The organism is Gracilimonas mengyeensis, from assembly GCF_900182705.1.
Taxonomy (GTDB): Bacteria; Bacteroidota; Rhodothermia; order Balneolales; family Balneolaceae; genus Gracilimonas; species Gracilimonas mengyeensis.
The window spans coordinates 172,732-184,832 of the sequence record NZ_FXTP01000011.1 but is presented as its reverse complement, the minus strand read 5'-3'; the positions used below and the strand labels follow the sequence as shown (position 1 = coordinate 184,832).

The 12,101-nt window shown below is 44.6% G+C and carries 12 protein-coding genes; 7 read left to right on the top strand and 5 right to left on the bottom strand.

The window, feature by feature from the left end:
• Positions 1-339 (top strand): flagellin (locus tag FN815_RS13380; RefSeq protein ID WP_281286804.1); only part of this gene is annotated, 339 nt, incomplete at its 5' end.
• A gap of 380 nt (positions 340-719) precedes the next feature.
• Here the strand turns inward: FN815_RS13380 and FN815_RS13375 are convergent.
• The 4 genes from FN815_RS13375 to FN815_RS13360 form a co-directional block, all read right to left on the bottom strand.
• A complete protein-coding gene (locus FN815_RS13375; protein ID WP_142455153.1) occupies positions 720-1,658 on the bottom strand; it encodes an SPFH domain-containing protein in 939 nt (312 codons plus the stop codon).
• Between the two features lie 11 nt (positions 1,659-1,669).
• Positions 1,670-2,608 (bottom strand): SPFH domain-containing protein, encoded by a 939-nt coding sequence (locus tag FN815_RS13370; protein ID WP_142455152.1) that lies wholly within the window; start codon positions 2,606-2,608, stop codon positions 1,670-1,672.
• Between the two features lies 1 nt (position 2,609).
• Positions 2,610-3,107, bottom strand: a complete 498-nt coding sequence (locus tag FN815_RS13365; protein ID WP_142455151.1) for an NfeD family protein — start codon at positions 3,105-3,107, stop codon at positions 2,610-2,612.
• A gap of 695 nt (positions 3,108-3,802) precedes the next feature.
• On the bottom strand, positions 3,803-4,714 hold the full coding sequence (locus FN815_RS13360; protein WP_142455150.1) for a hypothetical protein: 912 nt from the start codon (positions 4,712-4,714) through the stop codon (positions 3,803-3,805).
• A gap of 795 nt (positions 4,715-5,509) precedes the next feature.
• Here FN815_RS13360 and FN815_RS13355 point away from each other — a divergent pair.
• The 6 genes from FN815_RS13355 (at position 5,510) to FN815_RS13330 (ending at position 10,821) form a co-directional block, all read left to right on the top strand.
• A complete protein-coding gene (locus FN815_RS13355) occupies positions 5,510-6,049 on the top strand; it encodes a hypothetical protein (protein ID WP_142455149.1) in 540 nt (179 codons plus the stop codon).
• A 152-nt stretch (positions 6,050-6,201) separates the two neighbouring features.
• Positions 6,202-7,326, top strand: coding sequence for a hypothetical protein (locus FN815_RS13350; RefSeq protein ID WP_142455148.1), 1,125 nt, complete (start codon positions 6,202-6,204; stop codon positions 7,324-7,326).
• Between the two features lie 55 nt (positions 7,327-7,381).
• A complete protein-coding gene (locus tag FN815_RS13345) occupies positions 7,382-7,753 on the top strand; it encodes a hypothetical protein (RefSeq protein ID WP_142455147.1) in 372 nt (123 codons plus the stop codon).
• 181 nt (positions 7,754-7,934) lie between these two features.
• A complete protein-coding gene (locus FN815_RS13340) occupies positions 7,935-8,120 on the top strand; it encodes a hypothetical protein (RefSeq protein WP_142455146.1) in 186 nt (61 codons plus the stop codon).
• Positions 8,121-8,123: 3 nt separating this feature from the next.
• Positions 8,124-9,089, top strand: coding sequence for a 6-bladed beta-propeller (locus FN815_RS13335; protein WP_342780489.1), 966 nt, complete (start codon positions 8,124-8,126; stop codon positions 9,087-9,089).
• Between the two features lie 1,150 nt (positions 9,090-10,239).
• A complete protein-coding gene (locus FN815_RS13330) occupies positions 10,240-10,821 on the top strand; it encodes a hypothetical protein (RefSeq protein ID WP_142455144.1) in 582 nt (193 codons plus the stop codon).
• A 320-nt stretch (positions 10,822-11,141) separates the two neighbouring features.
• Here the strand turns inward: FN815_RS13330 and FN815_RS13325 are convergent, their stop codons facing one another.
• Positions 11,142-12,101 carry a pyridoxal-phosphate dependent enzyme gene (locus FN815_RS13325; RefSeq protein WP_142455143.1) on the bottom strand — a complete coding sequence of 320 codons (960 nt, stop codon included), beginning with the start codon at positions 12,099-12,101 and terminating at the stop codon, positions 11,142-11,144.

The following is a 12,101-nucleotide window of genomic DNA, read 5'->3' as shown; positions in this document are numbered from 1 at the left end:
GCTACAGCCGCAACAGCTGGTAGCCAGGGAACCCTGACCTTTACCGGAGCACAAGCTGCTGACTATCGTAACTTTATCGATGCGGTTGACACAGCTATCGGTTCTATGAATGATCGTGTAAACCAGATCGGTATGGCTCAGTCTTCACTGAGTACCCGTGAGGTGACCTTGTCACAATCCATCTCGGCCAACAGCTCTGCTGCCAGCCGTATTATGGATGCTGACTTTGCCAAGGAGCAATCTGAGTCTGTACGACTGCAGATTCTGCAGCAGACTTCTACTTCTGCGCTGGCTCAGGCCAACATGGGACCACAGTCAGTACTTGGGTTTCTGGGCTAATACCAGTATCCAGCTAAAGGATGAAGTGAAGCCTGACGAGACCGTATGGTCCATGAAGATGGCTTCCTCATCTGGAAACGAATACATAAAGGGATTTAATTGAAAATCCTTAAGAATAGATGAGCCGCTGAAATTAGTTTTTCAGCGGCTTTTTTTATGTGGGAAGAATGGTTAGGCTCAAGCCAATATTGTCCTAAACTTTTTCTAGTCTTCATTCTGACCTCCTCTGTCTCCTCCTTATCAAGGAGGAGGACTCTTTTAACTGATAATATGTGTAATAGAGGTTTCTGAACGTAAGCAGGGCTCGTAAAAGCCTCTCCTTGTGAAGGAGAGGTTTGGTGAGGTCGAAGATTAGAGCATGTAGTTTGCCAAAAATAACCTTAACTGCTTTTCTGTTTCTCCAAATCCTTCAGTGATAATCCTTCCATTAAGGCTTCATAGTTTGAGATATCCTTGGGTAGGATCACGCGATTTTCATCCCGTCCCAGTCCGGATAAGGTTTCCAGGTATTTTTCCGAAAGCTGAAGTTTCATGGCTTCGGTGCCTTTGGGTTGGGCGAGGGCATCGGCTACTTCTTCAATAGATTTAGCCGTGGCTTCGGCAATAGACAAAATTTCTTCCGCATATCCTTCCGCTTCGTTAATGCGCCGCTGCATCTCCGCTTCTGAGATATTTATGATCTGGGCTTTGGTTCCCTCGGCATCATTCACTTTAGAGCCTTTCACCCCTTCCGATTTTGCAATAGTAGCCCGGCGATCGCGTTCGGCGGTCATCTGCCGTTCCATGGCCTTTTGCACGGTGCGAGGAGTTACAATATTCTTGATTTCATACCGGTGCACTTTGATGCCCCAAACCTGTTCCACTTCACTGAGTACTTTCACCACTTCGCGGCTCATGGCAGCGCGTTCTTCAAAAGTTTGATCCAGGTCCATATTACCCAGAACGGATCGGGTAGTGGTTTGAGCCAGCTGTACAGCCGCATAGCGGTAATTGGTGATGCCATAACTGGCATTTACAGGATCAACCACACTCAGGTAGATCACCCCATCCACTTCTACCTTCACGTTATCTCTGGTGAAACATTCCTGTGGTTCCACCTCGATGGTTTCTTCTCGCAAATCCTGTTTGTATTCCACTTTGTCAATGAAGGGCACCAAGGCATGAAAACCGGGCCCCAGTGTTTTGTGGTAGTTTCCAAGGCGTTCCACAATAAAGGCGTACTGGTTGGGCACCAGGCGCAACGAACGTACAAATTGGTACATCACATAAATTGAAAAGAGGCCTAAAAGTACCTGACTGATGAGTTCCATAATTTCCATGACGGGTCTCCTTAACTATTCGTTTTGTTTTTTGGTGAGGCCTCTTGGGTATGATCGCTGATCTGGCTCACTCCCTCAAAAAAGGTCTTCAGGTTAGCTGTTTCGGTAGGCAGCACGGAAACATTGGATTTCTTGATGATTTGCCCAAACTGTTTGATGTATTGTTCCACCAGCTTGGTTTTTACCGCCAGTTCGCCGCCGGGACGTTCGATAGCCTCTGCCACACGTCGTATGCCTTTGGCCGTAGCATTTGCAATCAGTTCAATTTCTTTGGCCCGACCTTTGGCCTCGTTAATGCGCTTTTGACGGTTGGCTTCAGAGATAAGCACCTGGCTCTGTTGTTCACCTTCCGATTCATAGATCAGGGCCTGCCGGTGTCCTTCGGAGGTGGTGATTTCTGCCCGTTTCTCACGTTCGGCTTCCATCTGCCGCTCCATGGTATCCACAATTTCGTTGGAAGGACGGATGTTTTTGATTTCATATCGCAGCACTTTGATGCCCCAGGGATCGGCCGCTTTGTCAATTTCCCGCACGATGTTTTCGTTCATTTTTTCCCGTTCCGAGAAAGTATCATCCAGCGTCATTTTACCAATTTCACTACGCATGGTGGTTTGGGCCAGGTTTACGGCCGCTGCCTGATAGTTGCTGGTTCCATAACTGGCTTTGTGGGAATTCATTACTTTTAGGTACACCAGTCCGTCCACCGCCACTTCAATGTTATCTTTGGTGATACAGGTTTGGGAAGGCACATCAATTACCTGCTCGCGCATCTCCTGGCTGTAGGCGGGACGATCCACAAAAGGGATCAAAAAGTGAAAGCCGGGTTGCAGGGTTTTCTTGTATTTACCCAGGCGCTCCTGGATAACTTCCTCCCGGAATTCCACAATCTGGAACAGCCGGGTAAGCACAAAATACGATAAGACGATAATAACTAAGAGAGTGGTCCACATATCAGTTCTTGTTTGATTCTTTAAGTTGATTTTTAGAGGAGTCGATATAATCCACCGGTTCTACAATCCAGGTAGTGTTGTCGCGGTATTTGATGCGAACCTGCGTGCCGGCGGGAATCTCTCCATCCAGGGAACGTGCCTGCCAGGTGATGCCCTGGAAGCGGATGCGCCCTTCGTTGTTCAAGTCGTTGATAGGCTCGGTTACTTCCACAATTTTGTCCATGGCTTCGTAATCCTCATCCGCCAGTTTGAAGGAAGTTTCGCCCTTAAAATACTTGTTGATGAAGGGGCGTATGGCAATGGTCAGCGTGGTGGAAGTAAGCAGCCAAACCAAAATTGCAGTGAAAGGATCTTCCAAAAAGCCCAGCCAGCGAAGGGCTCCAACGCCTAAACCGGTAAGCCCCAGGAGTAAAGCGACGCCTCCCGGTAATACTGTTTCCAGAAGCATCAATACAATACCGCCGATTAAGAAAATCCAGGTGAGAAGTTCTCCGTCCATAACAATTGTACCAACAGTTTATGTTTTTGTATAGATAGGGAATTACGGACAAAAAATCTGCTTGGATATGCTTTTTATTCACGGTTTATAAGAGAGAATATGTTTTATGGAACCCTTTTTTACGTGAAGCCCTGAAGGACTTCACTTGGGTAACGGAATGGGTTGGGGGTGAAGGGTAACCAAGTGAGCGTTTGTCAAACGGTCAGCGCCAGATAGCTGCATATTTTGCACTTCGTGTGGAGTTTAGTTCTAATAATGATAATAACTCTGAAAGGGTCTAACATCCAGCCCCCGACTTCAGTCGGGGGTTCTGAAAACGAAAATAACAAGCTTCGCCCGAGAGGTGAATTGGGGCATATTATAAAACGAAGCTTTGGCAATCTATCTCCAAAGCAATGGCTGTTCAACCCGCTGCTATTTTCTGTTGTTTCCATCTGGGGACTTCGAGAAAAAGGGTATTGATACACTCAGGCCCTCTCTCTGGATTATGGCAAGCCAAATCCGGTCTCTCTCCTCCGAAGGCTCGGAGCAGGCTAAAGAGAGATAGGTCGCCTGTAAATATTCTGAGGGCACATGCAGTACAAAGCCATTAAAAGGCCAGGAACCTGTGTCCCTTTGGAGGGACCGGTTTTTCAGCAGCCTTGCGCTGCTGAAAAACCAGGGAGGGCTGTAAGGCTACACTGACTCCAAAAAAACTAATTATCCGCACTATGCGTCATGATGATATCGCTGTAACTCATGTTTTCGAGCAGGCCGTTATCACGTAGCTGGTTGATATATTCAACGGGAACCCCGGAATTGTAGAGGCCGATGATAGCTGAGTAAGAGAACTCACCCAGGTAGTCGTTGTCTCTTAAAGTATCCAGGTAATCGATGGTTACGCCACCGTTGTACAGGCCAATGATGGCGGAATAGGAAAAGTCATCGAGATAACCGGCGGCTTGCAGATCCTGAATATAGCTGGTTGTAACGCCGCCATTATAGAGTCCGATGAGTGCAGAATAGGAAAACTCATCCAGTAAGCCACTGCTTTGGAAGTCATCGAGATACTCTATGGTAACCCCGCCGTTGTACAAACCAATGAGGGCCGAGTATGAGAATTCATCCAGGTAACCGGCATCATTCATTTGTATCAGGTAATCGATGGGAACACCGGTTCGGTATAAGGCCACACTGCCGGAGCTGGAGAATTCATCGGCAAGGCCTGCTTCATTCAGTGCTCTCAGGTAATCCACCATGCCTGCTTCAGCTCCGGATACCGGAGGGACGGGCGGGGCGGGTACATCCGGTATCTCCACTTCGGGGATAGGAGGGACTTCGATATCAAATGAGGGAGCGGTGGCCACTTCCTCGCCCCCAAACACGCTGTTCCAGGCTTGACTTACGCTCCAGTCATTGGCCCAAAGAAAGGCCGCGGCAATAACCATCAATATCAGCGCGGCATTTTTGAACTGGGAATCGCCCTTGTGTTTGGTAGGAGCCTGTTGGGCTTTGGCTTGGCTTTGGTGGCGGACATATTCGTCCAAATCAAAGTTTGGATCGTATTCTATGTCGCCATTAATCTCGTCTTCGAAAGAGTAGTTGTGGTAGCTTTGTTTGGGTCCCATAGCAAAAAAATCTAAAAGGTTGACCTAAGCAAGACGAAAAATAACGGGGATAAGTTTCATTAGCCACTGAATTAGTTTGACGCGAGTTTGATATAAAACCCGTCATTGCTGTAGATGTTAGATAATTTGCGGCCAATTTTCTGGCTGTCCCCGAATGGGGACAAACATGAATAGCCCAGGGTAAATCCACGCAAGTGGATGCAGCCCTGGGTTGTCTAACTCACATAGGGGAACCCGAGGCGCGTATGATTTTGAGATAGAAATATCTACCGAGGGTTGGGCAACCAGATCCTATGGGGATTGATTGCCAAAGCTTCGCAAGGCAAGAATATCCCACCTGTCAACGGGGCGAAGCTTGGGCTCTTTTTTTATGCACCCCGGGTTGCGCCTGTTTGCTCCCCCGCAAGCGGGTAAGCCTGAACAGGCTTACCCGGGGCTATTGTTGTTTGACCCCATTCGGGGTTTTCTTAAGTAACTTTTGTGAGCGAATTATCTAACATCTACAATTGCGAATGCTGCAGTGACAGAGGAGCACAACCTGTGGCAATTTCCCGGGTAATGCCTCTGAGCACTGTTTATGGAGATCGTTTCGTCGGAAGGAGTAGTCTCTTTCTTAAAAAAGATCGCGACTTTTTGGATGATAGGTTAGAGCCTTCTAACGCATTTGTGGCTTAACGGAGTTGAAATAATGGGTTAAGATGCTATTTTAGGATAAAGTGTTTTCGGGAAGTTGGAGAATGCCTTTTCTGAATTATCGCTTATATAGCGTTAAGAATCATTATCTACGGACCTATAATGGATATTGAAAAAGAACTAATAGTAGCAGAATATGCATCTTTGAAAGATGAAATTTTTATGAGGTCAAGGCGTCGGCATCTCTTTGCAATTTTAAATATTAGTGGAGCAGCTACAATAATAACACTTGATCACAGTATAAGTGGATTCTCATTTATACTGTTAATATATCCTGTTTTTATTCTTTTTCTAGCATCTGGATGGACATACAATTTGAAAGAGATATTTAAGTTATCCGAGTATATACGGTTACATATTGAAGGCCCATATAGGAATAAAAAGGGGTACGAGACTTTTCTAGCTTCTCAATCTTTTGAAAAGCTTAATAATAAATTATTCATTTATGATACATTATCATCGGGAGGTTTATTTATAGGTACCCAACTAATCTGCATTTTTATAGCTTATTACAGCATTTATCGGTTTGACTTAGAAACGAAAATAGTAGCCATAATTTCTTGTTTGTCAATATTGCTTACTATTGTAATAGTTTTTTATGGTGTGAGATTAAAGAAACGACTATGGTTAGCAAAGGATTAAACTTCTTATTTTCTTTACGGTGCTCTGCCTCCTTATAAATATATTTGCTCTGAACCATTACGCTTAAAAAAGAGAGATTCAATCATGAAAATATTGAATATCGGTTGTAGCACAAAAGTGTTGCTTCTTAAACCTAAGCTAACAGCGAAAGAATGAAGCAATCAATCGTACTTATAATATTAGCATTAGTACTTCCACTGCAAGCATGGGCGTGTACCTGTGGAGGCCCCTACGAATTCAAGACGAAAGAAGATCTGAAAAGGTATCAATTTATAGCTTTCGTTAAGGTCGACTCCATTTATAAATCCGGTATTTCTAAAGTAAATGAGCACGATTTATTTTATCAGGCTGATTTTACCATTTTAGAATTGTTTAAGGGAGGCCTGAGAAATACGATTCTTGTTAATGGCGGTCATTCTGATATTGGGACCACAATAACATCTTGTGATATTGGAATATCTACGAATGAAAAGTGGGTGGTTTTTGCCTATTTAGATCGAAATAAAAACCTGAGAACCGGTTTCTGTACTTTTTCAAAACAGTATGCCACGGCTTCTGGTGAAAAAGACTGGCAATATAAAAGAGGGATTAAAGAACTTTCCTTATTGAGGGAAATCTATGAGCATGAAGTCGCTACCGAGACAATAGAAGATGGAATTAAACGGACGTATTATCCTAATGGTGAAATAGAAATAGAACAATCCTTCGAGAATGGACTACCTGATGGGCAGAAAACTATTTATTACCCAAATGGGCAAGTTATGATTGCCGAAAGTTATAAACAGGGTGAAAGGGAAGGGCCATCCATATGGTATGACCGAAGGGGCCGTATTAAAAGAGAGTATCAATATGCAAATGGTCATCCCATTGATACCTGTTATTACTACTCAGAATTTACAGGACTGGTTCAGCATGTAAGAATTTTTGATGACAAAGGAAACATGCTTCAAAATACGAAATACGATTTTGATGGTGAGTTGGAGTACGTTATAAAAATAAACGGGAGCACAAATGAATACATAAAAACCAACTATTATCCATCTGGGGCTATACGCTCTATCGCAATTTCAAATGCAGACAACTATAACGATATTCGAACCACAGAATTTTTTGAATCAGGAGCTAAGGAAAAGGAATGGAAGTATTACCCAAAAGACACAACGAAAGTCTTCAAATTCTGGCAATGGTCAGCAGAGGGTGAGCTTTCCTCAAATTACATATTGTTGGAGGGCGGCACTAAAATTGATTTGGTAGATAGTTTAGAAAACAAACGCTAATTACTTGAAACGGTTGTCTACGATCCTTTAGTTATATAAAAATAGAGATTCAATCATGAAAACATTAAATATCATTTGTAGCACTGTGGTGTTGCTTCTTCTTTTAGTCGGCTGTCAGAATGCAACCGATTCAAATGTTAACGAAGAAACAATAAGGGTATCGATCAATCCTTCCGAAGTGTTTGAATATCAAACGGGGATCTCGGGAGATGAAGAAGGGGCTACCATCGTACAACAGCCGGAGCATTATGAAATCAGTACGATGCTCCGTGATTCGAGCACGGATTGGGAAGCAGTGTACCGGTATAAACCGGAAAGCGGGTTTAAAGGCACCGATGAAGTAGAACTCAAACTTGCCACGGGATCGGACGGGGAGAGCCCAAACACCAACATCAAACACATCAACATAGAAATAACCGTGAACTAAGGTTTTGTCCTCGTTACGCGCTCTGCTCCGTAATGCCATTTGGAGGCTCTGCCTCATCTACGAAAATTCCCTCGGGAATGTACACGACCAACTTGGTCAAAAGAGTAATAAAACAGTCGACCTGGCTTCCTTCTGTTTTTCTACATGTACCTACACTTAATAACAGTCAAGATCACATACTATGAAGCTAACACACCACTCTTCTCATCCCCGGAAAATTTGGACGGCATTATGCGTCCTGCTTATCATTGTAACCGGCTTTACATTGAATCCGGAGCCCAAAGAGTTGTCGATCACCTTCAAGGAATCCTTCAGGATTGAGGGAGATCCGGGGCCCGATGCAGAGTATTTCATGCCTTCCCCGTAACAGATACGTACGGATGCGGACCAAAACATCTATATTGCGGAAGGCCTGCAAAGAACAATCATGGTATTCAGTCCTCAGGGCAAATATATCCGGTCCATTGGTCGGGTGGGCAGAGGGCCAGGCGAGTTCCCCACGGGACCTAAGTTTAATTTCACGAATAAAGAAGAAATTGTGGCACTTGATTTGGAATTGCAACGCCTTACGTGGTTTTCTAAAGAAGGTGAGATCCTCTCGGAATACACGCCCCCTGTATCGGGGGTAGTATGGACGGAAAAGTTTTTCCAGGCGGCTAACGGAGATAATATCATGCTAAAAAAGCCCAGGAGAATTGGCCTTGATGACCCTGAGAATTACCGGAAGTACGTGTTTCATAGGTACAGTAACTCATTTGAAGATCATATTGATTCTTTTGGGAAGTTTGAGGAGCTGTCACCAGAAGCCAATTCTGAGTTTGTTGAATTAATAAACACTAGGATGAGTAGCGGACATTTTGTAAAAACAGGCGAGGGTGGCTTTTTGTATGCTCCTGCTATGTATAATGGGAAAATTTATAAATTTGAAAACTCAGACAATAAATGGATCATTGTGGATACTTTTGAGGGGCATATACATTGGGAAGAAGCCGTAGAACCTGATGCAGAGGGAAGTATGAGTATGCTTTTTCAATACTTTGATGGGACGGGAGAAGAACAGAGAGGGAGTGGCATAATCAATAGCTATAGCATTGGGTTGATAGAAATGAGTGATGGAAAGGTACTTCACTTCAGTGGTCAAAGAATGGTGGATCAGGATTCAATACAAACCATGATTGAGGTTTTTAACCCGGATGGCGATTTGATCGGGACGGGTCCTTTCGATGAAATCAACATTCATATAAACCTATCTTTTTTGAGGGACATCATCCTGCTATATGGATGGACGAAAAAGACCGGTTCTATTTTGTTGATCATAAAGAGGATCGGGCGATAAGGGTAGGTGAGCTTGAGGGTTTTTAGTGGGTTTATGATGAACCAGCGATCTTTCAAGTCTTACAGCGGGTAAAATGTAGAACTAACTAAACCATCCTGCACCGAAAGTGCAGGGGATTGACTGGGGCCTGAAAGTCCCGTTCTTCTCCACCATCCCGGTCATCCAGAGCCTAATGGCGAAGGACCTTGCATTTTGCAAAGCTCCACACCTCCTACTTCTTGAAAACCATCACCAGTGAATCACACGCGATCATCAATGGCAAGTCGGTAAGCATGTTCTGGCTCAGGTTCTTCAGCAGTAGCCTCTGAATGACTCCATGATTTTAGCCATTGGACTTTTTCGGAATACTAAAGTGCAGGGTTTTTAACCGGGAACTGGGACCAATAAATAGATGTCCGCCGAGCGCTTATTTAAAGTACCAGTGGGGCAAGCCTCTGACTTGCGTCATACTGATTAGTTAATATTGCTCCTTCTGGAAGTCAGAGACTTGTACTCGTTCCCAACAACCCCGTTGGGAATGCCAATCCGGACCACCCGGTCCGAGAGAGTGGCAACTGGCATTTTAGCTTCCTGTTGATTTTATCCTTCCATCAAATCAAAGCCACAAAAACAGACGTTGAGAAGGGGACGGGGCAAGCCTGATATGTGTCTAAGCTCACGCTACATTACAAGTCCAATACCCCTTCAGTACCGCGCTATTTCTGAAGCCTGGTTAACTGGAGTTGTACTGGACTTATACTGGAGTTGTACTGGAGTTATAACGGAAGAGAAATTGGGTAAAATCCCGATACTCCTCAGCGAGCAAAAAATGCAGAATTAAAGAAATAGATACCTGCCGAGCGCTGACTTAAAAGCACCATTGTGGCAAGTCTCTGACTTGTGTCATACTGATTAGTTAATATTGCTCCTAATGGAAGTCAGAGACTTCCGGGGCTTACGCTTTCCAGTCACCGCTTCGCTAAAGACTGAAAAGATCACTGAGGTGAAACAAGGGAACAGAAATCTTATAAATCCTGCTCATTCTGAAAATCATGGTTCAAACGTTTGAAAAAAAGTACAAATCCTAAAAAGAACAGGAAAAATTATAAGCACCGTAGCAACCTGGCAGATTTTCCATCGTAACGCATTATTTTAATCCGGGGAAAAGAGTATGGAAGCAGCAAAACGACCACCCTTTGTTGAAGGCATAAAAGCTGATCTGGAAGACAGCCACATCAACTGGAGAGTAGCTTTGAGCTTCATTCCGATCGCATTCTTTACCTATCTCTTTCATGAATCCGGCCACTGGCTTTTCGGACAATTGACAGGAAATGAGATGCTTATCAGCCTGAACAATTCCACCCCAGAAAGCGGATATTTTATCAGAGAGTCAGATGCCTTATGGTCGGCAATAGGCGGTCCGGTTTTTACTATTCTACAGGCTTTCATCTTTTTGGTGGTTACGGAGAAAACAAAATCAGTCTATGCCTTTTCGGTAGTTTTCTTCGCTTTTTTCTGTCGCTCTTTCTCAATCATACTTGGCGGGCTCAGCCTACAGGATGAAGCAAGGATTGCCTCCATGCTAAATATAAATGAATACCTGCTTGCGGGGATTGTGCTTTGGGTTCTGTTTATAATCACCTGGAGAGCCAGCCGAATCATGAACCTGGGCTGGAAAGCCAGCGGTTATTTTACCGCCTTAAGTACCGGTGCCATGCTGCTGGTAATCTGGACGAATTGGTTGATTTATTAAAAATCGAAGTTTACCGAACATTGATATTCAATTTCGTTAAGGCGGTCTGCCTTTGGATGAACTCGTATAACACGACCAAATTAGTTCCAAAGGCTTATGTAGGAAAGAAGAAATCCTGAAAATCCTGTTCATCCTGAAAAATCCTGGTTCAAATCTCCACATCCTGCTTTTTGGCTTGTAAAGTAACTTATACCCGGTAGCGACAATAAGATTCCTGCCTCCGCAGGAATGACTCGAGAGGGATGTTAAAAGTATATAGAGAACTAATATATTTTTAATCCTGAAGATCCAGCCAATCCTTTAAATCCGGGTTCAAAACCCTAATCATTCCAGGGCAGGTGATCCAAATCTACGTTGCCGCCGGTGATGATGATGCCCACATTTTTATCTTTTACATCCACTTTTCCCTCAAAAACAGCGGCAACGGGTACGGCGCAGGAGGCTTCGATAATCATGTTCATCCGCTCCCAGATGAACCGCATGGATGAAACAATAGAATCCTCGGATACGGTTACGATATCATCCACATGCTCTTTAATTAATTCGAATGGAAGGGTACCAAGAGAGGTACGCAAGCCGTCAGCAATGGTATCCGGGTTCTGTACGGGGATGAGCTTGCCGGAGTGAAAAGACCGATAGGCATCATCGGCATTGGCCGGTTCGGCGCCAATTACTGTAATGCCCGGCTTGATGGATTTGGCTGCCAGGGCGGTACCGCTTAGTAGTCCGCCGCCGCCTACGGGGGCGATGATTATATCGAGGTCGGGGTGTTCTTGCAGAAGTTCCATGGCGGCTGTTCCCTGTCCGGCGATGATGCGGGCATCGTTATAGGGATGGATGAAGGTAGCCCCGGTTTTTTCAACCACCTTTTCTAAAGTCGTTTCCCGGGCATCCAGAGTGGATTCGCAGAACGTGATTTCAGCACCGTAATTCTTAACGGCCTCTACTTTAACTTTGGGGGCATTTTCAGGCATCACCACGAAGGCCGGGATGTCACGTAGTTTAGCAGCCAGTGCCACAGCCTGGGCGTGGTTGCCGGAAGAGTGCGTGGCTACACCGTGCTGGGCTTCCTCATCACTTAAAGAAAAAATAGAGTTGCTGGCCCCGCGAAATTTAAAAGCTCCCACTTTCTGAAAGTTTTCACACTTAAAAAAAAGCTGCCCGCCTGCCTTTTCATTCACCTTTTTACTACTGAGGACCGGCGTTTTATGCGCGTACTTGGCGATACGTTCGCGTGCTTTTATAATGTCGTCAATAGTTGGTAAGGAAGAATTTTGCAT

Excerpts from the sequence above, each read along its gene's own strand:
- FN815_RS13340 (WP_142455146.1), top strand. The coding sequence starts at position 7,935 with ATGAAGCTAACACACCACTCTTCTCATCCCCGGAAAATTTGGACGGCA.
- FN815_RS13330 (WP_142455144.1), top strand. The coding sequence starts at position 10,240 with ATGGAAGCAGCAAAACGACCACCCTTTGTTGAAGGCATAAAAGCTGAT.
- FN815_RS13375 (WP_142455153.1), bottom strand. The coding sequence starts at position 1,658 with ATGGAAATTATGGAACTCATCAGTCAGGTACTTTTAGGCCTCTTTTCA.
- FN815_RS13355 (WP_142455149.1), top strand. The coding sequence starts at position 5,510 with ATGGATATTGAAAAAGAACTAATAGTAGCAGAATATGCATCTTTGAAA.
- FN815_RS13365 (WP_142455151.1), bottom strand. The coding sequence starts at position 3,107 with ATGGACGGAGAACTTCTCACCTGGATTTTCTTAATCGGCGGTATTGTA.
- FN815_RS13360 (WP_142455150.1), bottom strand. The coding sequence starts at position 4,714 with ATGGGACCCAAACAAAGCTACCACAACTACTCTTTCGAAGACGAGATT.
- FN815_RS13325 (WP_142455143.1), bottom strand. The coding sequence starts at position 12,101 with ATGCAAAATTCTTCCTTACCAACTATTGACGACATTATAAAAGCACGC.
- FN815_RS13370 (WP_142455152.1), bottom strand. The coding sequence starts at position 2,608 with ATGTGGACCACTCTCTTAGTTATTATCGTCTTATCGTATTTTGTGCTT.
- FN815_RS13345 (WP_142455147.1), top strand. The coding sequence starts at position 7,382 with ATGAAAACATTAAATATCATTTGTAGCACTGTGGTGTTGCTTCTTCTT.
- FN815_RS13350 (WP_142455148.1), top strand. The coding sequence starts at position 6,202 with ATGAAGCAATCAATCGTACTTATAATATTAGCATTAGTACTTCCACTG.